The sequence below is a fragment of the Kitasatospora sp. NPDC048298 genome (assembly GCF_043201465.1).
Lineage (GTDB): Bacteria > Actinomycetota > Actinomycetes > Streptomycetales > Streptomycetaceae > Kitasatospora.
Genome location: NZ_JBICYZ010000022.1, coordinates 76,616 through 100,560, shown reverse-complemented (window position 1 = coordinate 100,560; position 23,945 = coordinate 76,616). Strand labels below are relative to the sequence as shown.

At 73.2% G+C, this 23,945-nt stretch carries 24 protein-coding genes; 12 read left to right on the top strand and 12 right to left on the bottom strand.

All coding sequences use genetic code 11. The annotated features are described in order from the left end of the window. Window positions 1-164 precede the first annotated feature (164 nt). Together ACGF0D_RS18535 and ACGF0D_RS18530 are read right to left on the bottom strand one after the other, a co-directional pair. Window positions 165-716: a hypothetical protein gene (locus ACGF0D_RS18535; protein WP_392917433.1), complete on the bottom strand. Its 552-nt coding sequence runs from the start codon at window positions 714-716 to the stop codon at window positions 165-167. A gap of 14 nt (window positions 717-730) precedes the next feature. Beyond that, entirely contained in the window at window positions 731-1,165 is a 435-nt protein-coding gene (locus tag ACGF0D_RS18530) for an ATP-binding protein (RefSeq protein ID WP_392917431.1), read from the bottom strand. 218 nt (window positions 1,166-1,383) lie between these two features. Between ACGF0D_RS18530 and ACGF0D_RS18525 the strand changes: the two genes are divergently transcribed. The 4 genes from ACGF0D_RS18525 (at window position 1,384) to ACGF0D_RS18510 (ending at window position 3,236) form a co-directional block, all read left to right on the top strand. Beyond that, the gene (locus tag ACGF0D_RS18525) at window positions 1,384-2,217 is read left to right on the top strand and encodes a Scr1 family TA system antitoxin-like transcriptional regulator (protein WP_392917428.1); all 834 of its coding nucleotides are present in this window, start codon (window positions 1,384-1,386) and stop codon (window positions 2,215-2,217) included. Next, on the top strand, window positions 2,210-2,413 hold the full coding sequence (locus ACGF0D_RS18520) for a DUF397 domain-containing protein (protein WP_392917425.1): 204 nt from the start codon (window positions 2,210-2,212) through the stop codon (window positions 2,411-2,413). The genes ACGF0D_RS18525 and ACGF0D_RS18520 overlap by 8 nt, the downstream gene beginning before the upstream one ends. A 134-nt stretch (window positions 2,414-2,547) precedes the next feature. Next, complete coding sequence (locus ACGF0D_RS18515) at window positions 2,548-2,739, top strand: DUF397 domain-containing protein (RefSeq protein ID WP_392917422.1); 192 nt, start codon at window positions 2,548-2,550, stop codon at window positions 2,737-2,739. Between the two features lie 266 nt (window positions 2,740-3,005). Then, on the top strand, window positions 3,006-3,236 hold the full coding sequence (locus ACGF0D_RS18510; protein WP_392917419.1) for a DUF397 domain-containing protein: 231 nt from the start codon (window positions 3,006-3,008) through the stop codon (window positions 3,234-3,236). A 124-nt stretch (window positions 3,237-3,360) separates the two neighbouring features. Here ACGF0D_RS18510 and ACGF0D_RS18505 read toward each other — a convergent pair whose 3' ends face one another. Further along, window positions 3,361-4,032 carry a response regulator gene (locus ACGF0D_RS18505; protein ID WP_392879674.1) on the bottom strand — a complete coding sequence of 224 codons (672 nt, stop codon included), beginning with the start codon at window positions 4,030-4,032 and terminating at the stop codon, window positions 3,361-3,363. Between the two features lie 61 nt (window positions 4,033-4,093). After that, window positions 4,094-5,293 (bottom strand): sensor histidine kinase, encoded by a 1,200-nt coding sequence (locus ACGF0D_RS18500; RefSeq protein ID WP_392917416.1) that lies wholly within the window; start codon window positions 5,291-5,293, stop codon window positions 4,094-4,096. 150 nt (window positions 5,294-5,443) lie between these two features. Here ACGF0D_RS18500 and ACGF0D_RS18495 point away from each other — a divergent pair, with 150 nt between their 5' ends. Genes ACGF0D_RS18495 through dacB form a run of 4 tightly spaced genes read left to right on the top strand, consistent with a single transcriptional unit; the run spans window position 5,444 to window position 10,070 of the window. Further along, complete coding sequence (locus tag ACGF0D_RS18495) at window positions 5,444-6,184, top strand: ABC transporter ATP-binding protein (RefSeq protein ID WP_392879221.1); 741 nt, start codon at window positions 5,444-5,446, stop codon at window positions 6,182-6,184. Further along, on the top strand, window positions 6,181-7,521 hold the full coding sequence (locus tag ACGF0D_RS18490; protein WP_392917413.1) for an FtsX-like permease family protein: 1,341 nt from the start codon (window positions 6,181-6,183) through the stop codon (window positions 7,519-7,521). The genes ACGF0D_RS18495 and ACGF0D_RS18490 overlap by 4 nt, the downstream gene beginning before the upstream one ends. A 49-nt stretch (window positions 7,522-7,570) precedes the next feature. After that, window positions 7,571-8,338 carry a DUF4097 family beta strand repeat-containing protein gene (locus ACGF0D_RS18485; protein WP_392917410.1) on the top strand — a complete coding sequence of 256 codons (768 nt, stop codon included), beginning with the start codon at window positions 7,571-7,573 and terminating at the stop codon, window positions 8,336-8,338. A 10-nt stretch (window positions 8,339-8,348) separates the two neighbouring features. Beyond that, on the top strand, window positions 8,349-10,070 hold the full coding sequence (dacB, locus tag ACGF0D_RS18480; protein WP_392917408.1) for a D-alanyl-D-alanine carboxypeptidase/D-alanyl-D-alanine-endopeptidase: 1,722 nt from the start codon (window positions 8,349-8,351) through the stop codon (window positions 10,068-10,070). Window positions 10,071-10,170: 100 nt separating this feature from the next. Here the strand turns inward: dacB and ACGF0D_RS18475 are convergent, their stop codons facing one another. Next, on the bottom strand, window positions 10,171-10,671 hold the full coding sequence (locus tag ACGF0D_RS18475; protein ID WP_392917405.1) for a winged helix-turn-helix transcriptional regulator: 501 nt from the start codon (window positions 10,669-10,671) through the stop codon (window positions 10,171-10,173). A 100-nt stretch (window positions 10,672-10,771) separates the two neighbouring features. On the opposite strand from ACGF0D_RS18475, the gene ACGF0D_RS18470 reads away from it, so the two are divergent. Further along, window positions 10,772-11,272, top strand: a complete 501-nt coding sequence (locus ACGF0D_RS18470; protein WP_392917402.1) for a hypothetical protein — start codon at window positions 10,772-10,774, stop codon at window positions 11,270-11,272. 104 nt (window positions 11,273-11,376) lie between these two features. Here the strand turns inward: ACGF0D_RS18470 and ACGF0D_RS18465 are convergent, their stop codons facing one another. Beyond that, window positions 11,377-12,039 carry a response regulator gene (locus tag ACGF0D_RS18465; protein WP_392879205.1) on the bottom strand — a complete coding sequence of 221 codons (663 nt, stop codon included), beginning with the start codon at window positions 12,037-12,039 and terminating at the stop codon, window positions 11,377-11,379. After that, window positions 12,036-13,439, bottom strand: a complete 1,404-nt coding sequence (locus ACGF0D_RS18460) for a sensor histidine kinase (protein WP_392917400.1) — start codon at window positions 13,437-13,439, stop codon at window positions 12,036-12,038. The genes ACGF0D_RS18465 and ACGF0D_RS18460 overlap by 4 nt, the downstream gene beginning before the upstream one ends. A 337-nt stretch (window positions 13,440-13,776) precedes the next feature. Here ACGF0D_RS18460 and ACGF0D_RS18455 point away from each other — a divergent pair, with 337 nt between their 5' ends. Together ACGF0D_RS18455 and ACGF0D_RS18450 are read left to right on the top strand one after the other, a co-directional pair. Then, window positions 13,777-15,276 carry an alpha/beta hydrolase family protein gene (locus ACGF0D_RS18455; RefSeq protein WP_392917397.1) on the top strand — a complete coding sequence of 500 codons (1,500 nt, stop codon included), beginning with the start codon at window positions 13,777-13,779 and terminating at the stop codon, window positions 15,274-15,276. A 348-nt stretch (window positions 15,277-15,624) separates the two neighbouring features. Next, window positions 15,625-16,749 carry an ATP-binding protein gene (locus tag ACGF0D_RS18450; protein ID WP_392917394.1) on the top strand — a complete coding sequence of 375 codons (1,125 nt, stop codon included), beginning with the start codon at window positions 15,625-15,627 and terminating at the stop codon, window positions 16,747-16,749. Between the two features lie 82 nt (window positions 16,750-16,831). On the opposite strand, the gene ACGF0D_RS18445 is transcribed toward ACGF0D_RS18450, so the two are convergent. From ACGF0D_RS18445 to ACGF0D_RS18435, 3 genes are all read right to left on the bottom strand, one after another. Continuing rightward, on the bottom strand, window positions 16,832-18,469 hold the full coding sequence (locus ACGF0D_RS18445; RefSeq protein ID WP_392917392.1) for an alkaline phosphatase D family protein: 1,638 nt from the start codon (window positions 18,467-18,469) through the stop codon (window positions 16,832-16,834). Window positions 18,470-18,766: 297 nt separating this feature from the next. Beyond that, a complete protein-coding gene (locus ACGF0D_RS18440) occupies window positions 18,767-20,389 on the bottom strand; it encodes a multicopper oxidase family protein (RefSeq protein WP_392917389.1) in 1,623 nt (540 codons plus the stop codon). Next, entirely contained in the window at window positions 20,382-20,858 is a 477-nt protein-coding gene (locus ACGF0D_RS18435) for a hypothetical protein (protein ID WP_392917388.1), read from the bottom strand. The genes ACGF0D_RS18440 and ACGF0D_RS18435 overlap by 8 nt, the downstream gene beginning before the upstream one ends. Before the next feature lie 143 nt (window positions 20,859-21,001). On the opposite strand from ACGF0D_RS18435, the gene ACGF0D_RS18430 reads away from it, so the two are divergent. Continuing rightward, window positions 21,002-21,946 carry a LysR family transcriptional regulator gene (locus ACGF0D_RS18430; protein WP_392917386.1) on the top strand — a complete coding sequence of 315 codons (945 nt, stop codon included), beginning with the start codon at window positions 21,002-21,004 and terminating at the stop codon, window positions 21,944-21,946. 16 nt (window positions 21,947-21,962) lie between these two features. On the opposite strand, the gene ACGF0D_RS18425 is transcribed toward ACGF0D_RS18430, so the two are convergent. Together ACGF0D_RS18425 and ACGF0D_RS18420 are read right to left on the bottom strand one after the other, a co-directional pair. Beyond that, window positions 21,963-22,868 (bottom strand): neutral zinc metallopeptidase, encoded by a 906-nt coding sequence (locus tag ACGF0D_RS18425; protein ID WP_392917383.1) that lies wholly within the window; start codon window positions 22,866-22,868, stop codon window positions 21,963-21,965. 135 nt (window positions 22,869-23,003) lie between these two features. Next, window positions 23,004-23,840 carry a helix-turn-helix transcriptional regulator gene (locus ACGF0D_RS18420; RefSeq protein WP_392917492.1) on the bottom strand — a complete coding sequence of 279 codons (837 nt, stop codon included), beginning with the start codon at window positions 23,838-23,840 and terminating at the stop codon, window positions 23,004-23,006. Window positions 23,841-23,945: the final 105 nt, after the last annotated feature.

The following is a 23,945-nucleotide window of genomic DNA, read 5'->3' as shown; positions in this document are numbered from 1 at the left end:
GACCACCGCCCCACCAACCCCCGCCGCACAGGAAGTCGGCGGAGTCGACTTCCTGTGCGGGGGTTCAGGTGCGAGCAGCCCGCACAACCCACCCCACCCGGCCACCGCCCCACCAACCCCCGCCGCGCGGGAAGTCGGCGGGGTCGACTTCCTGTGCGCGGGGTTCAGGTGCGGGTGGCTTGGGTGCGGCAGTGGGTGAGGGCGTACTTGAGGCGGGGGTCGGGGTTGGGGGTGGTGGTGAGGAGTTCGCCGGCGGTGGTGAGGGTGGTCCAGTACTGGGCCGGGTCGCCGGTGCGGGGCAGGGGGTGGGTGGCGGCGAGGGAGAGGTACGCGGCGGTGAGGTTGCCGGTGGTGAACCAGCGCGTCAGGCCGTGCTGATGGCCGGGCCGGATCCCGCCCAGGGCCTCGATCGCGACCAGGAAGAGGTCGACGACGGTGAGTTCGGTGGGGGTGAGGGCGACCGGGACGTCGAAAACGCCGAGGGCTTCGAGGAGTTCACCGGTGTCGGCTTCGGAGTTCGGCCGGGGGTCGGCGAGGAGGGCGTCGTGGCAGTCGGCCAGGCGGCGGGTGGTCTCGGCGTGGGGGATGTCGAGGGCCAGGCAAACGGCGCGCGCGACGGGCAGGGGCTGGTGGCCGAGGCGGGCGAGCAGGGCGTAGGTGGCGGCGGGGGTCGCGCCGCGGGAGAGGGTGTGGCGGGCGAGGGTGGCGAGGTTCATGGGGGCTCGGGCTTTCAGACGGTGACGAGGGCCGGGGCGGGGGCGGGGGCGATGTGGGCCCAGACGAACTTGCCGATGCCGCCGGGGAGGGAGGTGCAGCCCCAGCGTTCGGCGAGCCTGTTGACGAGGAACAGTCCGCGCCCGTGCTCGTCGTCCGGGGTCGGCACGTGAAGGGCGGGGCACCCGGAGCCGGCGTCGTGGACTTCGAGTCGGAGGCGGGAGCTGACGAGGGAGAAGCGGACTTCGATGTGCCGGTCGTCGGGCGCGTCCGAGTGCTGCACGGCGTTGGCGAACAGCTCCCCGAGGAGCAGTTCGGCGGTGTCGCCGTACCGTTCGCCCGAGGGCAGCCCGGAGAGGTAGGCACGGAGCATGTAGCGGGCCAGGGGCGTGGATTCGACGCAGGAGTCGAGGCGGGCGACGAACATGCGGGGACGCCGGGCAGTGAGCATGGGAGTACCTCGAAGGGGGCGGAGGGGCGTGCGAAAGGGGCGCGAGGCTTGACGGGTCCGGTCGGCTTCGGGTGGGCGCCTTCGGCGCCTGGTGGGGGCTTGCGCGTCACGACGCCACTCCGATCCGTAGTGACGCGGCTACCCAGCGCGCCCACTGTCCTCTAGACTTCGGAGCTGTTCAACTTGTCTGCACCGTTTGATTGGTAGGGCGAATTGCCTTGAACAAGCGTGAACTTGACCCCCAGGCCTCCCCTGCTGCCGAGTTCGGGGCGTTTCTCCGCACGTCGCGTGAGCAGCGGGGCTGGACGCAGGAGCACCTGGCGGAGCTGGTTGGGTGCACGTCGTCACACATCTCTGCCCTTGAAAATGGCCGGAGGAAAGCAACACGGCGGATTGCAACTGAACTTGACAGGGCCTTTGGCTCAGGTCAGCAGTTCCTGGCGGAGTGGGGCAAGTCAGGCCAGCGCATCCTGTTCGAGGGCTTCGAGGAGTATCTGCGCGATGAATCGAAGGCTGTAGCAATGCGGTTGTTCGAGATCAACATCGTTCCGAGCCTCCTGCAGACCCCCGCGTACATCCGCGCGTACCAGGGGGCGCTGGTCGGCCGGGGCGCCTCGACGCAGCAACAGGCCGACGAGCGAACCGAGCTGCTGCTCCACAGGCAGCGAGTCCTCGCACGCGATCCCGCACCACTCATCCATGTGGTCATAGACGAAGGGGCGTTGCGGCGGGCTATCGGCAGCCGCGAAGTCATGGTCGAGCAGCTGCAGCACCTGGAGATGCTTGCGACTCGACCTCGCATGCTTCTTCAGGTCAGCCCGTTCTCACTGGGCGAACTCAGGCCGTTTGCCCACCCAATTACGTTGCTGACCACGCCAAACAGGGCCATGGTTGGCTACGGGGAGACGCAGAAGCGGGGCTTCCTCGAACGCGATCCGGAGACACTGGCCGCGTGGGCCAGTGAGTACGATCACCTCCAGGTCGAGGCGTTGTCCCGGGCAGCGAGCATCGAGTTCATTCGAGAAGTGCGGAAGGGTTTTGAACATGGCTGACCTATACAGCGTCGCTTGGCGCAAGAGCTCGTACAGCGCCCAGCAGGGACAATGCGTCGAGGTGGCGATCGGGTCCTCCAGCCAGGTTCCCGTCCGTGACTCCAAGGACCCCGAGGGCCCCGTCCTGGCTTTCCCGGTCGACGCCTGGTCGAACTTCGTCGTCGCCGTTCGCTCCGGCGAGTTCGGTGACGTCTGACGCATCATGTGGACCGGCTGGAGCGGGGCACCAGCACAGTGACAGCCGCGTTGGCGGCCTACTATCAGCTACAAACACATATGCCCTTTCGCAGGCGGACTCGGTGGCGATGATCCGCGAGCTACGGAGGCGATATGACCCTCGACTGGTTCAAGTCCAGCTACAGCAGCAACGGCGGGCAGTGCATCGAGGTATCCGATGGCACGCCCGGCGTCGTCCCTGTTCGTGACTCGAAGGACCCCGAGGGCCCCACCCTGGCCTTCCCTGTCGACGCCTGGTCGAACTTCGTCGTCGCCGTTCGCTCCGGCGAATTCGGCGAGGTCTGAGCCCCCGGCCCGGCATCCGCGGGCCCGGACCGTTCACGGCCCGGGCCCGCGCTCTGTTCCTTCGCTGCCTACTTGTTCAGCGACCTGCCTGGCGATGGAGTCGTCTACGCCGAACAGAACCTGGCGTTCGCGGACCGTCTCGCGAATCTCACCTGCCGCAACCACCAGTTCGAGGTCCTCATGTCCAGGCGGCTCAACCCCGCAGCGACACGGTCATACTTGCAGGCAACCCTGACGAACAAGCCGAGTTGGGGACCACGGAGAGGATGACCATGCACGACGGCACCACTCTCGACCAGGGCGGCTACAGCTGGGCCAAGTCCTCATACTCCAACAACGGCGGTGACTGCGTCGAGGTCGGAGTGACCCCGGCCGGCACCATCCCGGTGCGCGACACCAAGCAGCATCGGCGCGGCCCCGTCCTGGAGTTCACCCCCGCGGCTTTCCAGCACTTCCTCGACGCCGTCAAGGCGGGCGAGTTCCCGGTCCAGCTGTAACGGGTGAATGGCGGATGGGTGGACCCTGGCGAATCAGCCGCCGGGCCCACCCATCTTTTGGGAACATGCCCGATCTGCCACCGACCGACAGCCGGGCCAAGACCGGCCCCGACCCGGCAGAGCGCTACTGGTTGTATTCGAACCAGGTCAGGATGGCCTTCACCCTGCGGTTGTCCTCGCCGGGGGGCATGCCGAGTTTCACGAAGACGTTCGCCACGTGTTTGCTCACGGCGGCGCCCGAGAGGACCAGCTGTGCCGCGATCTCCGCGTTGGAGCGGCCTTCGGCCATGAGGGCGAGCACCTCCTGTTCGCGGGCGGTGAGCCGGGTGAGCGGGCCCCGGGGCGGGTCGGCGCGGGTGACGTGGCGGACCACCTCGGGGTCGATCACCACTCCGCCGCCGGAGACCGTCTCGACGACCCGCAGGAAGTCGGCCACGCGGCCCACCTTCTCCTTGAGCAGGTAGCCGACGGCCCCGTCGGCGCCCGGGCCGTTCAGGAGCTCGCGCACGTACGGGCCCGTGACGTAGGCGGAGAGGACCAGGACCGGCAGGTCCTGGTGCCGCGACCGGATGTCGATCGCGGCCCGGAGCCCGTCATCGGTGTTCCCGGGCGGCATGCGGACGTCCGTGATCACCAGGTCGGGGGCGGCTCCGGCGGCGGCGAGCTCGTCGACGGCGGCGACCAGTTCGTCAGCGTCCTCGCATTCGCGGATCACGTCGTGGGCACTGGAGACCAGGATCTCCCGGATTCCGGCGCGTATCAGCAGGCTGTCGTCCGCCAGGATGATTCTCACGATCGATTTCCCATCGTTTTTCCCTGTTCAAGCTTTTCCCCGTCGATTTCCCGGTCGATTTCCGTCACCACGGGGGTTGGGCCGGGGCGGATGCCACGACCTCCGTTCCGCCGCCCGGCGGGCTGATGATTTCGAGGTTTCCACCGACGCTCCGCATGCGCTCGCGCAGCCCGGAGAGCCCGGATCCGGTGCTGATCAGCGCGCCGCCGGCGCCGTCGTCGCGCACCCGGACGCGGACGCCGTTCTCGGTGCACCGCAGGTCGATCCGGGCGCTTGCGACGCCCGCGTGCTTGGCGATGTTCGTCAGGGCCTCGGAGACCGTGAAGTACACGGCCGCGGCGACCGGCGAGGAGATCCAGGTGTCCGTACCGGTGCCGGTCAGTTCGACCCGCAGCGGTGATCTCGCCACCAGTTCCCGGACGGCGGCAATGAGGCCGAGGTCGCTCAGTTCGCTGGGGTGGATGTCGCGCACCGTCTCCCTCAGCCGTTCGAGCGCGCGCTCCGCCTGGGCCTGGGCCTGGCGGGCCAGCTGGACGATCCGTTCCTGGTCGGTGGCCGGCGCCGCCGTGGCCGCCGTGGCCGCCGTGGCCGAGGCCGCGGCTTCCAGGATGCCCAGGCGCATGACGAGGGCGACGAGTTCCTGCTGGGCGCCGTCGTGCAGGTCGCGTTCGATGCGTCGGCGCTCGTTCTCGAAGGCCGCCGTCAGCGAGGCCCGGCTGGTACGGAGTTCCTCCAGTTTCGCGAGCAGGTCGGGGTTCCGGCTCCCCGAGAAGGCCCGCAGGAGCAGGTCGCGGAGCAGGGAGATGCCGGCCAGCGCGCCCGCGGTGATCGCGCCGAGGGCGATTCCCGCGGGCACCGCAAGGAGGGATTCCGACAGGGAGGCCGGGGTGAACGGGCCGACTTTCGCGGCGATGCCGAAACCCCAGAAGACGGGGGAGAAAACCAGCGCGAGAGCACCGACGAATCCGAAGAATCCCACCAGCAGCGACAGCGCGGACAGGAGCGTGGCGGTGACGAACACGGGGAGGTCGGTCCTCCACACCGACCGTGCGTGCAGCCGGCCGGCCACCCACTGTGCCCAGCTGCGGTCGGCGGGTCGCAGGGGCATCGTCCGGACGCCGCACCACTGCGCCCTGGAGCGGTCCAGTTCGGCCACCACCGGAACCGAGACCGGCGCGGCGAGAACGGAAATCAGGAGAATCGGAAAGGCGGCCGCGGCGGCGGATTCGGTCAGCAGCCTCCGGGCAACATGAATCTGCGCCATGATCAATATTTTCGCACAGTTCGTATCGGTCGAGAGGTAGAGCCAGGTCTACCTCCAATCCCAGTACAGGCTCCCGTGCGCTCCCCCACCCGGACCTGGTTGCCTTGATTCATGCCTTTCTCCACTACCGATTCCGTGCCGTGCATTCGTTTGCGCGGTCTTCGGACGGACTTCCCCATTCCCGGCCGCCGGGGCGAGACGACGCGCGTCCTGCACGACATCGACCTGGACATCGCCGAAGGCCGGCTGACCGCCGTCGTCGGCCCCTCCGGTTCGGGCAAGTCGACGCTCCTGCTCTGCACGGCCGGCCTGGAGCAGTCGACCGCGGGGTCCGTCGAGATCCTCGGGACGGACGTCCGCTCGCTCAGCCCCCGCAGGCAGGCCGCGTTCCGCAGCGAGAACATCGGCTTCGTCTTCCAGGAGTACAACCTCGTCAGCTCGCTGACCGTCGAGGACAACATCGCCCTGCCGGCGCGGCTGGCCGGCCGCCGGGTGCCCAGGGCGCGGGTCGAGGACGCCATGGCGCGCCTCGGCATCGCCAAGCACGCGCGGCGGCGCCCCGACCGCCTCTCCGGTGGCGAGCGCCAGCGCGTCGCGGTGGCCCGGGTGGTGGCGAACCAGCCGCGGATCGTCTTCGCCGACGAGCCGACGGGCGCGCTCGACCTCAAGTCGGGTCATGTGGTGCTCGACTGGCTGCAGGCGCTGCCCGCGCAGGGGAGCACGGTGCTCATGGTCACGCACGACCCCCATGCGGCCGCGCGGGCCGACCGGGTCGTGGTGATGGGGTCCGGGCGGGTGCACGCCGTCATCCCCGGTGGCGACTCCCGTGCGGTGGGCGACGCCGTCCTCGCGGCGCAGTCGGCGGACGAGGCGGGCGGGGAGGAGTCGTGATCCGGCTCGTACTGTCGGACATCCGCCTGCAGGCGTCGATGTGGTGGTGGACGCTGCTGTGCGCCACGGTCGGCGCGGCGTGCTCGGCGGGCTCGGCCATCGCGATGTTCAGCGCCGTCTCGGCGGCGCGGGCGGCGGGTGACGCGCGGATGGTCTCCGCGTCGATCGCCCTCGGCGGCAACATCGTCTTCTTCACCGTGCTCGCCGCCGTGGGCATCGTCGCCTCCGCGGTCGGTCTGACGTTGACGACCCAGCGGCGCGAGCACGCCCTGTGGGTGATCCTCGGGATTCCGCGCCACCGGGTCAGGCGCATCCTGCGCACCGAGCTGGTGGTGCTGGGCGCGCTGGCCGGCGCACTGGCCGCACCGCTCGCCCTGCTGGTCGCGGATGTCGCCCTCGCGCAGTGGAAGGGGACGGGCCTCGACCTGCACGGGGCCTCGGTCGGGTTCCGGTTCTGGTACGTCGGCGTGAGCGTGCTGTTCGGCATGGTTCCGTGCCTGCTCGGGGGCTGGGGCGTCACCCGGCGGGCCGCCAGGACGCCGGAGATGCGCGCCTTCCGGGACCACTCCGATGCCCCGGCGCGCCCGGGCGTCGTCCGCTGTGTCCTCGCCCTGTGCCTGCTCGCCGGTGTGGTCGGGATGTGGATCCCCGGCCTGGGCCTCGAACTCGCGGGCGGACTCGCGCAGCGCACGGCCTTCGCGTTCGCCGGGAACCTCTTCCTCGTCTGCCTGCTGCTGCTGATGGGGCCGTGGGTCCTCACTCCGCTGATGAGGCTCTGGACGGCGCTGGTGCCCTCGCGCGGCGTCGCCTGGCACCTCGCCGTGCAGTCGTGCCGGGCCCGCGCAACGAGGAGCGTCACCACGGTGCTGCCCTTCGCGCTCTCCCTGTCGTTCGTCGGCCTCTTCATGGTGATGGGGGACGTCATGCCCGGAGGCAGCGCCGGGCTGGACGACGTCCTGGTCGTGCTGGGCTGGGTCTTCGTCGTGTCCTGGGTCGGGGGCCTCGCCGTGATCGCCCTCGTCGGGCGGGAGCGCGCCCGGGACAGCGCCGTCGTGACGGTGGCCGGTGCGCGGCCGGGCGTGGTCACCCGGTCGATGGTCTACGAGGGGGCGATCTACGCGGGGACGGCGATCGTCTTCGGCGCGGTGTTCGTCGCCGTGTCGAGTCTGACCATCGCCGTGGGAGCGCGGACCGACGTCCTGCGGGTCCTGGCGGGCCTTCCCTGGGCCACGCTCGGGGCGCTCGCCGCCGGGACGCTGGTCACCACCTGCCTCGCGCTGGTCCTGCAGGCGGCCCGGGTGTCGCGCACGGTCGCGGTCCGGGCGCTGCGCTCGTGACCGGGCACCGGAATCCACACCACTGGTTCGTTGGCGAAGGAAGAATTCGATGGAACTGACACCGCGCACGCTTCTCACTCTCGGCGGAGCCGCGCTCCTCGGCCTCGCCGCCACGGCCTGCACCACGGACGGCGCGTCGGCCGACGCGACCGTGGAATCGAAATCCTTCGATTTCGGCGGTGGCAGCCTGACCGTCAAGTCCGGTTCCGCCGACCTCGCGCTGGTGGCCGCCGACGTCGAGGGCGTTCAGGTGGAACGACGGGTCAGCGGCAGGAAGGCGGGCGGGTCGGTGGGGTCCGGCTGGCAGCTCGAAGGCGGCACTCTCACCCTCTCGCTGGACTGCACGGGGATCTCGGTGGACTGCGCCGCGAAGTACACCGTCAAGGTGCCGCGCGCCGTCGCCGTCACCGCCGAGAGCGGCAAGGGGCGCATCGAGGCCACCGGCTTCACCGCCGACTTCTCGGCCAGGACCGGCGGCGGCGACGTGCGGCTGTCGGACCTCCACGGCGCCAGGCTGGCCCTGGAAGGCGGCGACGGAAGCATCAAGGGCGACGGGATCTCCGCCCGGTCCGTCAGCGTCACGTCGCGCAACGGCGACGTCGGCCTGGGCCTGGCCGCCGTGCCCGACCTGGTCGACGTGCAGAGCAGGGACGGCAACGTCGAGCTGGGCCTGCCGGAATCGACGTACGCGGTCCGCACGGCCGCGAAGAAGGGCGACGTCACCGTGAACGTCGCGAAGGACGACGCGAGCGGCCATTCCGTGGCCGTCCGGACCCGTAACGGCAGCATCGCCATCGGCACGGGCGGGAAGTCCTAGGGCCCGTCTCTTGGACCCTTGCCGCCGCGCGGCAGCCACGCCGGAAGCGTTCGATCGAGCGCGAAAGTCGAACAGGAAAGAACGAATGTCAAGCAACTCCCCCTCCGGAATCAGGGCACCTCGGGTGCGGCGGCGCGCGGCCCTGGCACTCGCCGCTTCGATGACGGCCGCCGTGGCGATGACGGCGTGCTCCCACGACTCCACGGACGACTCGGCCTCTGCGGCACCGGGTGCCACCCGGGTGAGCGCCGGCCTGCAGAAGCTCATGAGTACCGCACCGTGGTCCTCGGGCCAGTGGGGCCTGCAGGTCGCCGATCTGCGGACGGGGAAGGTCGTCCAGTCCAAGAGCGCCGATTCCCAGTTCATGACCGGTTCGACGGCCAAGACCTTCGCCGTCAGTGCCGCGCTCGACGTCCTGGGTGACGACCACCGCTTCCGTACGCCCGTCGTGCACTCCGGTACGGTCTCCGCGGACGGGCGGCTCTCCGGCGACCTCATCATGGTCGGGAGCGGCGATCTGGCACTCGGCGGGCGGACCACCGCGTCAGGCGGACTGGACGTCCCCGACTTCGACCACTACGACGCCAACGCCGTACCCGGCATGGCGACCGTCACCGAAGAGGATCCGCTGGCGGGTGTCGACGAACTGGCCCGACAGGTCGCGGCCAGCGGAATCCGCCATGTCGACGGCGACGTGGTGATCGACAACCGGCTCTGGGATCCGGTGTCGATCGGCGGGGTCCCCATCACTCCGACCATCGTCAACGACAACCTGATCGACGTGCTCGTCACGCCGGGCGCACCCGGCGAGCCGGCCAAGGTCGACTGGCGCCCGAAGACGGCCGCCTTCGGCGTCGACGCGCAGGTGACCACCACGCCCGCCGGAAGCAAGCCGACGGTCACGACCGAAAGCGTGAGCCCCGGTCACATCCGGGTGCGGGGTTCCGTACCCGCGGACGCGAAGGCCCCCTTCGTGACGACCTACCAGGTTCCCGACCCGGCGGCGTTCGCCCGCACCGTCCTCATCGAGGCACTCGCCAGAAACGGCGTCAGCGTGTCCGCCCCCGCGCTGGGAGCGAACCCCGACAGCAAGCTGCCCGCGTCGGCGGAAGTGAACTCGATGCCCGTGTCGGCGACCTACACGTCCCCGCCCTTCAAGGAGTACGCCAAGCTGATCAACAAGGTCAGCCACAATCTCGGGGCGAACCTCCTGCCGCCGCTGATGGCAGCACACAACGGGCAGCGAACCTATGCCGACGGCATGAGGATCGAGAAGGAGTTCCTCACGCGCGCGGGCGTGGATCCGCAGGCGGTGAGCCTCGTCGACGCCCAGGGCCTGCCCGGCGACAAGGCGACGCCGAGCGCCCAGGTGGCGTTGCTGCGGCACCTGGCACGACAGGACGACTTCGACGTCTTCTACGACTCCATGCCGAGCATGGGCGTCGACGGTTCGCTGGCCGACGTCATCGGGCGCACCGATCCCGCCGCGGGACACATCCGCGCGAAGACCGGCACCCTGGTCAGTTCCTACCAGGGCAAGCTGGCCCTCGGCACCAAGGCACTCGCGGGCTACATCGACGCGAAGGACGGCCACCGCTACGCCTTCGCGATGTACGTGAACAACATTCCGGTGCCCAGTGGCTCCGTGAGCGATGCCATCGACCTCGCGCTCAAGGCCAACAGGCAACTGGGAGCGATGGCCGCCGCCGTCTACGAGTCGCCCAAGGCGTGACGGGCGGCCCGGTGACGTGATCGGTTCGGCGGCCGGAGACGGGCGCCGGATGCCGGCCGTCCGACGCGGGGCGCGACCGCCTCCACCCGGTCGGCGACGCTCAGCTCGCTCCGGCGTCGGACGCGGTGATCGCGCCCGGTCCCGGGGTGCGGCGGACGTCGTGGGGGGCGAGGTGGCCGTGCCCCGCGGCGCACTCCAGGACGACCCTGACCGGGGCGTCGCACGGGCTCGTGTCGTCGGCGGGCCGGTGGCGGACGACGACCGACGGGCCCTGGGGGTCGGCGAGGTAGGTGTCGCCCCACTCCAGGAGCGCGATGAGGGTCGGGCGCAGCGCGTGGCCCTGGTCGGTGAGCTCGTAGGCGTAGCGCCGGCGGTCTCCGGGTTCGCGGTAGGGGACGCGGCGCAGGACTCCGGCGGTGACCAGGGTGTCGAGTCGGTTGGCGAGGAGGTTCTTGGCGATGCCGAGGCGGGTGTGGAACTCGCCGAAGCGGTGGGCACCGTCGAGTGCCTCGCGGACGATCAGCAGGGACCAGCGTTCCCCCACCACCGAGAGGGCGCGTGCCACCGAGCAGTTCACCGGGTCGATCCGCCGTGTCTCCATGGGTGCGAGCCTAACGGTCTGGGTTTACGAACTGTACTCAGCGGCGGTAGCCTCCGGTCGGCGTCTGAGTTTAAAAACTAAACCCACAGGGGGTTCGGCCATGCCCATGCTCGACGTGTACGTTCCCGACGGTGCGCTGCGGCCCGATGCGGAGGCGGCGCTGATGGAGCGGATCACGGAGATCCTGATCCGCCACGAGGGGTTCGACCCCGCCGATCCGGTGGCCCGGTCCGTGTCGTGGCTGTTCCTGCACCGGCCGGCGGCCGTGTTCGTCGGCGGAGAGCCCGCGGACGCGCCCCGCTACAAGGTCGTGCCGTCGGTGCCCGAGGGGCAGCTCGACGAGCGGAAGCGGGCCGGTGTCATCGCCGAGGTCACCGAGGCGATCCTGGACGCCGAGGACGGCGCCTGGCCGCGCGATGCCGGCCGCGTCTGGGTCTTCCCCACGCAGATCCCCGAGGGCCACTGGGGCGGCTGGGGGCGGATCAGGCCGCTGGCGGCGATCCTCGCCCGGCTCGGCGGCGACGGCGACGGCGGGCGCGCCCGGGCGCTGGCGCGTGAGCGGATCGCCGCCAGCCGCGCCGAACGCGCCCTGCTGCCCTGACCCCGGCGCTGCGGGCCGCGCCGTGCACAGGAAGTCGGCGGGGTCGACTTCCGGTGCACGGCGGGCCGCTCGGTGCTGCGGCCCGCCCGCGTCCGCCGGGTCGGTCAGGCCGGGTGGACGAGGCGGCTCTCGTAGGCGAAGACCACGGCCTGGATCCGGTCGCGCAGGTCGAGCTTGTGCAGGATCCGTCCCAGGTGGGACTTCACGGTCGCCTCCGCGAGGTACAGGGCGGCCGCGATCTCGGCGTTGGACAGGCCGCGGCCCACCTGGACGAGCACCTCGCGTTCGCGGGCGCTGAGCCGGGCCAGCCGCTCGTCGTTCTCGGCGCTGCGGCCGCCGGGCAGGTGCGGGCGGACGTTCTCCAGCAGGCGGCGGGTGATCCGCGGGGAGATCACCGCGTCGCCGGCGGCGACGTTGCGGATCGCGGTGAGCAGTTCCTCGGGCCTGGTGTTCTTCAGCAGGAAGCCCGAGGCCCCGGCGTTGAGGCCGGCGAAGGCGTACTCGTCGAGGTCGAAGGTGGTGAGGATCAGCACCCTGCTGCCCGGGCAGGCGCTGACGACCTGGCGGGTCGCCTCGATCCCGTCGGTGCCGGGCATCCGGACGTCCATGAGGACGACGTCGGGGCGCAGCTGCCGGGCGAGGTGGACGGCCTGGGCGCCGTCGGCGGCCTCGCCGACCGGGGCCATGTCGGGCTGGGCTTCCAGGACGGTGGCGAAGGCCATGCGCAGCAGTGCCTCGTCGTCGGCGATCAGGATGCGGATCGTCATGCGGGCACCGCCGCGCCGCTGTCGAGGGGGTCGGCGGGGTCGACGGGGTCGTGGGGGTCGAGGAGGAGGCGGGTGTGGACCGCCCAGCCGCCGCCGGGCCGGGGGCCGGCGCGCAGTGTCCCGCCGTAGGCGGCGGCGCGTTCGCGCATGCCGGGGATGCCGTGGCCGCCGGAGGGTGCGCAGGCGGGCGCGGAGGCCGGGGCGGGGGCGGGTGCGGGGTGTGGCGGGTGGGGGCCGTCGTCGGTGACGTCCACGGTGACGGCCGCGGTCGTGCACCAAAGGCGCACCCTCGCGCGGGTGCCGGCGGGTGCGTGTTTGAGGGTGTTGGTCAGGGCTTCCTGGACCAGGCGGTAGACGGTGAGCCCCGCGGTGGCGGGGATGTGGGTGTGGCCGCCGTGGACGTCGAGGCGGGTGGGCAGTCCAGCAGCGCCCATCTGGTCGGCGAGGTCCCGGAGTTGGGCGATGCCGGGCAGTGGGTGGCGCTGCTCGTCGGGTTCATCGGTGCGCAGGACGCCCAGGGAGCGCCGCATGTCGGTCAGGGCCTGCCGGCCGGTCTCGGAGATGCGGAGCATCGCGGTGGTGGCCCGGTCGGGTGAGCGGTGCTGCGCGTAGAGGGCGGCGTCGGTGAGCGCGACCATGACGGACAGGTTGTGGGTGACGATGTCGTGCATCTCCCGGGTGATGCGGGCGCGTTCCTCGGCGACGGCCAGTCGTGCCCGCTGTTCGCGGTCCCGTTCCAGGCGTGCGGCGCGTTCCTCCAGGGCGGCGAGGTAGGCGCGTGTGGTGCGGGCGTTCACGCCGAGGACGGCGGCGGCGACGGTCGTGGCGGTGAGGGCGACGAGGGGGGTCAGGAACGCGCCGTCCGGTGCCCAGCGCAGGCAGGCCAGCAGGACGCCCGTCTGTGTGACGGCCGCGGCGAGGAGCGTGCCGCGCCGGCCGGTGCGCGCGGCCACGGCGTAGAGGGCCACCAACAGGGCGATGTCCGCGGGGAGTTGGATGCCCATCAGCCACTGGACGAGGGCCGCGGCCGCCACCGCGCCGAACACGGCCAGCGGGGCCCGGCGCCGCCACGGCAGGGGCAGGACGAGAGCGGCGGTCAGGGCGGTGGCCGCCGGCAGCTCGTGCGGCGCGCGGGTGGTGACGGCGTTGAGGAGCAGGAGCGCGGGCAGCAGCGCCTCCCACACCGCGGGCGGCAGCCGGGAGGCCCGGCGCCCGGCCGCCGCCACCGGGCGCGCCGCGCGGGCGAGGGCCCGGTCGGCACGGCCCGTCAGCCGTGAGGCCGTCCTCGCCCAGCGCGCCCTCGCCCGTGCCCGTGTCCGGTCCCAGCGGTGTAACCGGCGCGCCCGGTGGGCCTGATGGGGCTGGTGGGCCTGGCCGGGTTCGGCGGCCGCCTCGGTCATCACACGTCCCTGTCGATTCGGCGTCATGGCTCACGGCCGCCCCCACCGGGCCGGCCGCCGCGAACAGCCGGCCCCGGGCCGGCCGGGTACGGGGACCGTACGCCGCGCGCGCCGCCCGGCACGTACCGCGGCTCTGTCACGGTAGGCCGCGGGAGCGCGCGGCACATGATCCCACCGTCGGAACGCACAGTGCCGGGGTACGACCGCAGGAGGAGCCCGGCCACCTCCCGTGGTCGCAGCCCGGCCGCCGCCGCGGCGTGCCCGGGTGCCGCCGTGGTCGTACGGGCCCTGCCGTACGCTGCGCCCCCGGTCGCAGTGCGGCGGCCTCCGGTGGGCGATGCGGCGGCGCGTGCCCGGCGCCGAGCATGGCCGGGTGACCGAGAACACCGCGGGACTGCCCGTGTCCTCCCTGGAGATCCTCGCCCTGCTGGGCGCCCTCGCGCTGGTGGCGGCGCGCTGGCTTGCGCCCGCCGCCCGTCCGCGCGCCACGATCGCGGCGGTGGCGGTCCTCGTGCCGTGCGCCGTCGCGCTGGGCGTGACGGGGATCCGCTGGCAGCTGCTGCCGGTGCTGGCCGGCGCCGCGCTCGCGCTGCCGTTCGCGCTCCTGCCCCTGCTGCGCCCGCTGCGGCGCCGCCGCGGGCGGCCGGCGTGGCGGGCCCGCTGGTGGCTGGCGCTGCCGGGATCGGCGGCCTGCGCCGGGTTGATCGCCGCGGGCCCGCTGGCTGCCTGGGCCTTCCCCGTGCCCGTGTTCCCCGAGCCGTCGGGCGGCTTCGCGGTGGGCACCCGCGTGGTGCAGTGGACCGACCAGGGCCGCCCCGAGACCTTCACCGCCGATCCGGACGACCGGCGCACGGTCGTGGTCCAGCTCTGGTACCCGGCGCGCAGGAGCCCCGCGGGCGCGCGGCGGGCCCAGTACCTCGGACGCACCCGGCAGGAGGCGCGCACCGTCGCCGGGGCGCTGGCCGGCGGCGTCGGCCTGCCGGGCTTCCTGATGGACGGTGTCGCGCGGGCCCGCAGCCGCTCGGTCCTCGACGCCCCGGTGGACGGCGGGGGCGGGCGGTTCCCGGTGGTGATGTTCTCTCCCGGATCGGGCGGGGTGCGCACCCAGAACACCGCCTGGGCGGAGGAGTTGGCCAGCCACGGCTACGTCGTCGCCGCCCTCGACCACCCGTACGACTCCGCGGCCGTCGTCCTCGCCGACGGCCGGACGCTCACCTCCGAGACCTCCTCCAGCGGCGACCGCGACAAGGACGAGGAGCTGGCGGCCGGCTGGACGGCGGTGAGGGCCGCCGACCTCGGCTTCGTCCTGGGCCGGCTGGAGGCCCTGGACCGGGGCGAGGGCGCCGACCCGCTGACCGGGCGCCTGGACACCGGCCGGGCCGCGGTGGCCGGCCACTCCATGGGCGGCGCGGCCGCCCTGCAGGCGGCCCGTCAGGACCACCGCTTCCAGGCCGTCGTCGACCTGGACGGCTTCCCCCACGGCCCCGCCTCCCCCGCCCTCGGCCGGCCGGTGCTCGCGCTCACCCAGGCGCTCACCCCGGCGACCGACCCGCGCTACCTGCCCCGCCTCACCGAGGCGCTCGCCTCCGGCACCGCGACGAGCTACCGGCTCACCGTCCCCGGCGCCGCCCACCTCACCTTCATGGACGGCCCCCTGTACCTGCCGCCGGTGCCCTCGCTCGTCGGCTCCCTGGGCCGCACCGAGGGCCCGCGCGTCGTCGCCGCGGCCACCCTCGCCTTCCTGGACTCCGCCCTGCGGGGCAACCCCGGCGACCCGGCCGGCGCCCTGCGGGCCTACGGCAGCCTCAGCGTCGTGCGCCCGGACGGGGGCGGGTGAGACCCGGGTGACGGGCGGGGCCGGACGTACCGGGGCCCCGTCGACGGGCGCGCCGCGCCGCTCTGCAACGGAGTCCGGGCCCCGGACGCGGTGGGCCGAGCCCCGGCGGGGGCTGCGCGGAAAAAAGTGGAATCGGGCACCCCCGGGGGGTCGTGAAACGGCCCCGTACGGGGCTTCGGCGGGGGCCCGGGCGCACCGCGGCACAGGCCGGAGGCAGCCGGGGCCGCCGCCCCGGGGCAGGCGCTCACGCGGCCGCCCACGCCCTCGGCAAACAGGCATTGACCTGGTGTTATGCGGAAATTCGCCTAGGCTGTGGAGCTCCGCCGGCCACCTTCTGGAGGGGACCTCGTGAGCCTGGACACCAACCCGTACGACGGCATCCGCATCGAGGTACTGGAGGGGTGGGAAGCCGTCAGGAAGCGGCCCGGGATGTACATCGGCTCGACCGGTGAACGCGGCCTGCACCACACGGTGTTCGAGGTCGCCGACCGGGCGGTGGACGAGGTCCTGGCGGGCCGCGCCGGCCGCGTCGAGATCACCCTGCTGCCCGACGGCGGGGTGCGCGTGGCCGACGACGGGCCTGGCGAGGCCGACCCGGAGGCCCTGCTGACCCGCATGGACTCCGCGGCGGGGCCCCGCGGCCGCCACAGCGTGGCGCCCCACGGGGCGGGCGTGGGCCCGTTCGTCGTCAACGCCCTTTCGAGCCGGATGACGGCCGAGGTGCGGCGCGGGGGCGTGCGCCGGGAGCAGGAGTACGCGCGCGGCGCCGCTCTCACCCCGCTCACCGACACGGGCCCGGCCACCGGCAGCGGGACCGTCATCACCTTCTGGCCGGACGCCGGGATCTTCGAGACCACGCGGTTCTCGTTCGATGCCCTGGCCGACCGCTTCCGCGAACTGGCGCTGTTGAACCGGGACTTGGATGTCTCACTGGCCGACGAGCGCCACCCGGACGGCGTACGGTCGGTCCGCTTCCGGTTCCCCGGCGGCGGGGCGCGGGAGTTCGTCGCCCTCCTCGACGGCGACGGCAAGGGCGAGGGCGAGCACGCGGCGCCCGCCGTCACGGACACCATCGGCTTCGAGGCCGAGGACCCGCGGATGGCGGGAACGCTGGAGGTGGCCCTGCGGTGGCGCGACGGCGGCGAGGAGCGGGTGCGCGGCTTCGCCAACAGCCACCCCACCACCGGCGGCAGCCACGAGACGGGCCTGCGCGAGGGCGTGGCGGCCGCGCTCGACGCCTACGCGCGCCGGCGGCTCCTGCCGGCCCCGCCGGTCGGCGCGGGTCTGACGGCGGTGGTGTCGGTGAAGCTCGACGATCCCAAGTTCGAGGGCTCCACCCGCTCCGTGCTCGGCAACGCCGCGGTGCGCGGCTGCGTCGCCGAGGCCGTCCGGGAGCATCTGGGCGCGTGGCTGGAGGAGCACCCGGAGCAGGCCGCGGTCGTCGTCGGCCGCGCCCGCCCTGGGGGTGCCTGAGCCCCGGGTGTGTGAGCGCCGCGCCCCGCCGCTGCCGCCGGCCTTTTGAGGGGCCGGCGGCAGCGGCAGGGCGTCTGCCGCGTCAGGCGGGGCGGATGCCCGGGTTGCCGGCCTCGGTGGTGAAGGAGGCGGCGGTGGACAGGGTGCCGCCGGGGCGGGTGATGTGGGAGACCACCCGGTAGTCGGCGCGGGCGCGGTGCTGGTCCAGGGTGAGCACGGTGTAGCCGCGGCGCCCGTCGTAGAACTTCATGTGCGCGTTGGCGGACATGAGGTTGTTCCAGTTGGACGGCTTCTCCTCGCCGTCGCCGTCGCTGCTGATCGAGGTGCCGACGAACTCCACGCCCACGGTGCGGGAGGTGGGGTCGTCGAAGTTGCGCTTGACGTCCAGGGCGTAGGCGACGTGCACGTCGCCGGTGAGCAGGACGAGGTTCTCGACGCCGGCCTGGTCGACGGTCTGCAGGAAGCGCTCGCGGGCGGCGGGGTAGCCGTCCCAGGCGTCCATGGAGAGCTTGGAGCGCTCGGCGGTGGTGTTCTTGCGGCGGGAGAAGACGACCTGCTGGGGGATCACGTTCCAGGTGGCCTTGGAGTGGCGCAACCCGTCGGCGAACCAGCGTTCCTGGGTGGCGCCCATCAGGGTGCGCTTGGGGTCGTCGGACTCGGGGGTGGGGTACTGCCAGCCGTCGCCGTTGGCCTGGTCGTCGCGGTACTGGCGGGTGTCGAGGATGTCGAACTGGGCGAGGCGGCCGAAGTGGACGCGCCGGTAGAGGGTCAGGTCGGTGCCGTTGGGCTGGGGCATGCGCAGCGGCTGGTTCTCCCAGTAGGCGCGGTAGGCGGCGGCGCGGCGGGCGACGAAGGGGGCCGGGTCCTGGTTCTTCTCGGGGATGCCGGCGGCGTAGTTGTTCTCCACCTCGTGGTCGTCCCAGGTGACGTACCAGGGGTGGGCGGCGTGGGCGGCCTGGAGGTCGGGGTCGGTCTTGTAGAGGGAGTAGCGCAGCCGGTAGTCCTCGAGGGTGGTGGTCTCGTGGTTGAAGTGGGCCGCCAGGGTGCGGTCGGTGTACTTGCGGTCGCCGCCGACGGCGTCGATGCCGTACTCGTAGATGTAGTCGCCGACGTGGAAGACGGCGTCGAGGTCCTCGTTCGCGAGGTGGCGGTAGGCGGTGAAGTAGCCGTCCTCGTAGGCCTGGCAGGAGACGAAGGCGATGCGGGCGCTGTCGAGCTTCTTGCCGCGCGGCGGGGCGGTGCGGGTGCGGCCGACGGGGCTGGTCCAGGAGCCGACGGTGAAGCGGTACCAGTACGTGCGGGCGGCGTCGAGGCCGTCGGCGTCGACGTGGACGGCGTAGTTGAACTCGGCGTGGGCGCGGGCGGTGCCGCGGCGCTCGACGCGGCGGAACTTGTCGTCGCGGGCGATCTCCCAGCCGACCTTGACGGAGCCGGCGGGCGGCATGCCGGAGCCGGGCTCCAGGGGGCGCGGGGCCAGGCGGGTCCAGAGCACGACGGCCTCGGAGGTGGCGTCGCCGGAGGCCACGCCGAGGGTGAAGGGGTTGTCGCCGATGGCGCGCGGGGCGATCTCGTTGTCGGCGGCGTGCGCGGAGGGCAGGTTGACGCTGAAGGCGAGCGCGGCGGCGGCCGAGGTGACGGTCAGGAAGCGGCGCCGGTCCAGGCGGGCGGCGGCCTCGCGCAGCATCCGGTCGGGCGTGGGTCGGTCGGCGGGGCGGGTCATGGGGGTGGTGGCCTTTCGCGGCTCGGGGGTGTGCGAAGGGAATTGGAGTGGACCACCCCGTACTGCGGGGGTCGGGATTCCGGCAGCAGAGTGAGCATCTGATGGGAGACCCGTGAAGGTCCGGCACTTCGCCCCGAAGCGGATGAACCGTCATGTTCCGGGCTTTCCCCCGTGGCCGGGCGGGGTCCGGCCGTCGTCCCGCCCCGCCCACCGGGCCCGCGCACGGCCCGCGGGCGGGGTGTGCGCAATGGGCAGGTCAAGGCGCCCCCTGGCCGTGTCAGGCGGGGTGCCGGGCGGTCAGACGACTTCGAGGTTGGCCATCATCCCCATGTCCTCGTGCTCGGCGTTGTGGCAGTGGAACAGGTACCGGCCGCGGTAGCCGTCGAAGCGGGTGATGATCTCCACCGACTCCCCCGGGCGCAGCGAGACGGTGTCCTTGAGGCCGGCGTCGTGGGGCAGTGGGGGTTTTCCGGCGCGGCTGAGGATGCGGAAGCCGACGAGGTGGAGGTGGACGGGGTGGTGGACGTCGGCGATCAGGCGCCAGATCTCGGTGTCGCCGAGGGGGACGGTGACGTCGGTGCGGGCGGGGTCGAAGGGGCGGCCGCCGATGAGCCAGCCGTGGCCGCCGTTCGTGCGGCCGGCGCGGAAGGCGAAGTCGCGGGTGCGGACGGCGTCCTGGCGGTGCCAGTCGGGCAGGTCGGTGGAGAGGGTGGGCGGGATGCGGCTGTCGTCGGCGGCGGGGCGGCGGGTGATGCGGAAGGCCATGACGTCGCGGGTGCGGCCGGTGCCGAGGCGGTTGACGAGGCGTACGAGGGAGCCGACGGGGGCGGTGGTGAAGTCGACGACGAGGTCGTGGCGTTCGGCGGGGGCCAGGGGCAGGCTCCGGTGGGTGACGGGGGCGGTGAGCAGGCCCTGGTCGGAGCCGATCCGGACGAGGTCGAGGCGGCGGCCGTCCTCGGTGCGGGCCTCGAGTTCGTAGTGGCGGGCGTTGGAGGCGTTGAGCAGGCGCAGGCGGTGGCGGGCGGCGTCGGTCTCGTGGACGGGCCAGGGGGCGCCGTTGACGAGGATGACGTCGCCGAGGACGCCGGCGAGGTGGGGTTCGGTGACGCCGGGGCGCTCGCGCAGGGTGGGGTCGAGGGAGGGGTAGGTGAGGGCGCCGTCCGCGGTGAAGGCGCGGTCGGCGATCATCAGGGGGATCTCGCGGGGGCCGGCGGGCAGGCCGAGGGCGTCCTCTGCGTCGTCGCGCACGATGTGCAGGCCGGCGAGGCCGCGCCAGATGGCGGGGGCGGTGAAGTCCATGCGGTGGTCGTGGTACCAGAGCAGGGTGGGGCGCTGGTCGTTGGGGAAGGTGTAGTCGCGGGTCAGGCGGCTGGTGACGGCGCGGGGGTCGGCCATAGCGCCGCCGCTCATGCCGTCCATGCCGGGCATGCTGTGGGCGGGGGTCTGGGGCCAGGTGGCGGGCAGGACGAGGTCGGTGGGGTAGCCGTCGGAGGCGGCGGGGGTGCGGCCGCCGTGCAGGTGGACGACGGTGGGCACGGGCAGTTCGTTGCGGTGGGTGACGGTCACGGGGCGGCCGCGGCGGGCCTCGATGGTGGGGCCGGGGAAGGTGCCGCCGTAGGTCCACAGGCGGGTGGTGAGGCCGGGCAGGATCTCGGCGGCGGTCTCGCGCTGGACGATCTCGTAGCGGTCGCCGGTGCCGTCGGTGGCGACGGGCTTGAGGACGGCGGGTATCGGCAGCGGTACCCGGTGGGGCGGGGGCAGTTGGGCGGTGCTGCGCAGGTGGGCGCCGGTGGTGGCGGGGCGGCGGGCGAGGGTGGCGGCGGTGGCGAGGCCGGTGGTGGTGAGCAGGCCGAACGCGCCGCCGAGGCCGAGAATCTGACGCCTCGTCAAACCGTCGCGGCGGAGGCGGGGTTCAGGCACGGTCGTCCTCCGTGGGGGCGGGGCGGCGGCGCGCGGGCAGCGGGGTGCGCCACAGGGCGATGGTGAGGACGACGGTGGCGGCGATGGTGGCCACGCCGAGCGGCAGGTGCAGCCACAGGGCGCCGTCGAGGCCGGCGAAGTACTGCGCGGTCTCGGCGGCGGCGACGGCGAGGGTCGCGGCGGCCGGCCAGCCGCGGCGCAGCCGGGCCCACAGGACGAGGGCGGCGATCAGCTGCAGGTAGCCGAGGGTGGTGACGGCGTCGGCGCCGGCGGCGTGCCAGTTCAGGGCGTCGTAGTCGCCGCTGAGGTAGACGCCGGCGAAGACGGGCTGGCCGAAGACGGCGGCGGTGTGGACGGCGGCCAGGGCGCGCAGGGTGTGTCCGGCGGGCCCGGTCCGCTCCCCCGTGGCGGACCGGGCCGCAGACCGGGCCGCGGGCTCGGGAGGGGTCCTGTCGGCGGCGATGGCCATGGGCGTCCTTCCTCACACTGGCTGGCGTCGGGCCGCGCGGTTCGGCGGTGTGCGGCCCTGCCCATGACGCTATGACCGTGCGGCTATCGTGTCTAAGATCAATATCGCTATGGCGTTATGACGCGTGGGGCATGGGGGCGTCGGTGGACCTGAACACGCTCGGGCAGTTCCTGGTGGTGGCGCGGCTGGAGCACCTGAGCCGGGCGGCCGAGGAACTGCGCGTCGCCCAGCCGTCGTTGAGCCGCTCCATCGCCCGGCTGGAGGCCGAGCTGGGCACCCCGCTGTTCGAGCGCGGCGGGCGGCTGCGGCTGAACGCGGCCGGGCACCTGTTCCGCGGCTACGTGGAGCGTTCGCTCGGCGAACTGGAGGCGGGCCGGCGGGCGGTGGCCGAGGCCGCCGGGCAGGGGCCGGGCACGGTGCGGCTGGCCTCGGAGACGTTCCTGGCCTTCAGCGGGCCGCTGGCGGCGTTCAAGTGCGCCCACCCGGGGGTGGAGATCGAGCTGCACCAGCTGCCCGCGCGGGAGATGGCGCGGCGGCTGCGCTCCCAGGACGTCGACCTCGCCGTCGCCTCCCAGCCCGTCACCGCCGAGGGCCTGGAGTCGGTGCTGCTGCTGGAGGAAGAGGTGGGGCTGGCCGTCCCGGTGGGCGACCCGCTGGCCGGGCGCGCCCGCCAGGGCGCCCGGGTGGGCATCGAGGAGCTCGCCGGGCGGCCGTTCATCGCCGCCCGCCCCGGGCACTGGCAGCGCCGCCTGCTGGACCAGCTGTTCGCCGCCCGCGGCCTGGTGCCGCGGATCGTGTGCGAGAGCGACGAGGCGGGCGCCATCGCCGAGCTGATCAGCGCGGGCCTGGGCATCGGCCTGGTGCCCGACGTCGCCCGGCGCACCGCCACCCGCCTGCCGCTGGTGTGGGTCGGCGTCGACAGCCCGGACTGCCGGCGCTCCCTGACCCTGTTCTGGGACGCGCAGGTGCGCCTGCCCGCCGCCGCCCGCCTGCTGCGCGAGGCGATCGCCGGCTGGGACTGGACGCGGGGCGCGGCGGACGGGCCGGCGGACGGTACGGCGGGCGGTCAGGCAGGCGGGGGCTTCTGACCGGGGCCCCGGGGCCCTACAGCTTGGCGGCCGAGAAGGTGTCGCACTGGGCGAAGTCGCCGCTGCGGTAGCCGGTGGTGAACCAGGCCTTGCGCTGCTCGGCGGAGCCGTGCGTCCAGGCCTCCGGGTTGATCCGGCCGGTGGCCTGCTGCTGGATCCGGTCGTCGCCGACCGCCGCGGCCGCGTCCAGGCCCTGGGCGATGTCCTGGTCGGTGAGCGAGGCGATCAGCGGACGGCCGGTGGAGGGCTGCGGGGTGGTGGTCGCGTGGTGCGCCCACACCCCGGCGTAGCAGTCGGCCTGCAGTTCCAGGCGCACCGAGCCGCTGGAGGCGCCCTGGCGGTCGCCCCCGACCTTCTGCATGGCGCCGGTGAGGGTCTGGATGTGGTGGCCGTACTCGTGGGCGACGACGTAGGACTCGGCGAACGGGCCGCCCTTGGCGCCGAAGCGGGCGGACAGGTCCTTGAAGAACCCGAGGTCGAAGTAGGCCTTCTTGTCGCCGGGGCAGTAGAACGGGCCCACCGAGGAGGTCGCCGGCCCGCAGGCGGTGGAGACCTGAGCGGTGAACAGCACCGTCTCGGCGTTCTTGTACGGGATCTTGGCGGCGCGCGGCAGTTCGGTGCGCCAGAACTCCTGGAGGCTGTTGGTGACCGCCACGATCCGGCAGTCCTGGCGCTTGTTGGCGTCCGCCCCGGTCTTGCAGGCCTGCTGCGCCTCGCCGCCGGTGCGGCTGCCGGAGGAGTCGGCGGAGGAGCCGGAGCCGGAGGACAGGCCCAGCAGCTGCGGGTCGACGCCGAGGACGACCGCGACCAGCACCGCGATCAGGCCCACGGCCCCGCCGCCGATGGCGAGCTTCCCGCCGGGGATGCCACGCCGGTCGTCCACCTGCGAGGTGTCGAGGTCGCCCTGGTCGTCGAACTGCATGTGCCCCTGCCTGCCCGTTTCTGTCGTGTTCCGCCCCACTGGTGACGGTCTGTGCCACCGGCGGCCCGGCCCAGCCTACGGGCCCCGGCCCGGGCACGGGCGCAGCGGGGCGGCGGTTCGGGCGGGCGCGGGGGTTCAGGCGGGTACGGGGGCGCCGACGGCGCGCAGCAGTTCCAGGCGGGAGGCGGAGTCGCTGCCGGGCGCGGCGGTGTGCACGAGCAGCAGCTGGCCGTCGCCGGCGGCGGCCAGCACCTCGCACTCCAGCTCCATCGGGCCCACCACGGGGTGCAGCAGCCGTTTGCGGCCGCTGCGCCGGCGGGCGACCTCGTGGCGTTCCCAGCAGGCGGTGAACTCCTCGCCGGTGGCGAGGAGTTGTTCGAGCAGCTGGGCGGCTCTGCGGTCGCCGGGGCGGGCGGTGCGGGCGGCGCGCAGGGAGGCGACGTGGGCGCGGGCGAGGTCGTGGTGGTCCTCGGGCGGGAACAGGGCGCGGGTGTCCGGTTCGGTGAACCAGCGCAGCAGCAGGTTGCGTTCCCGGGGCGCCCGGGCGGAGAGGTCGCCGAAGACGGCGGCGGCCATCGGGTTCTGGGCGAGGACGTCGCCGAGGTCGGAGACGACCTGGGCGGGTGTGTCGTGCAGGCGGTCGAGGATCAGCAGTAGTCCGGGGCGTACGTGTCCGAGCGGCCCGTGGCGGTGCGGCGGTTCGTGTCCGGCGAGGTGGAAGAGGTGGTCGCGTTCGTCCTGGGTGAGCCGGAGCGCCCGTGCCAGCGCGGCGAGCAGCTGCGGTGAGGGCTGGGGCCCGCGCCGCTGTTCCAGGCGGGCGTAGTAGTCCACCGACAGCCCGGCCACCTGCGCCACCTCCTCCCGGCGCAGCCCGGGTGTGCGCCGTCGGGCTCCGGGTGGCAGTCCCAGGTCGGCGGGGGTGAGCCGGGCGCGGGCGCGGGTGAGGAAGTCGGCCAGTGCCGGTCGGTCGATCATGTGTCCAGCATGGCCCGCCGGGCTGGGCGCAGCCAGGGATCGGCGGTCCCTGGTTGGGGAGGTCTCTGCCGCCGCGGGCGGTGGGCGGGCAGGGTGGCGGGG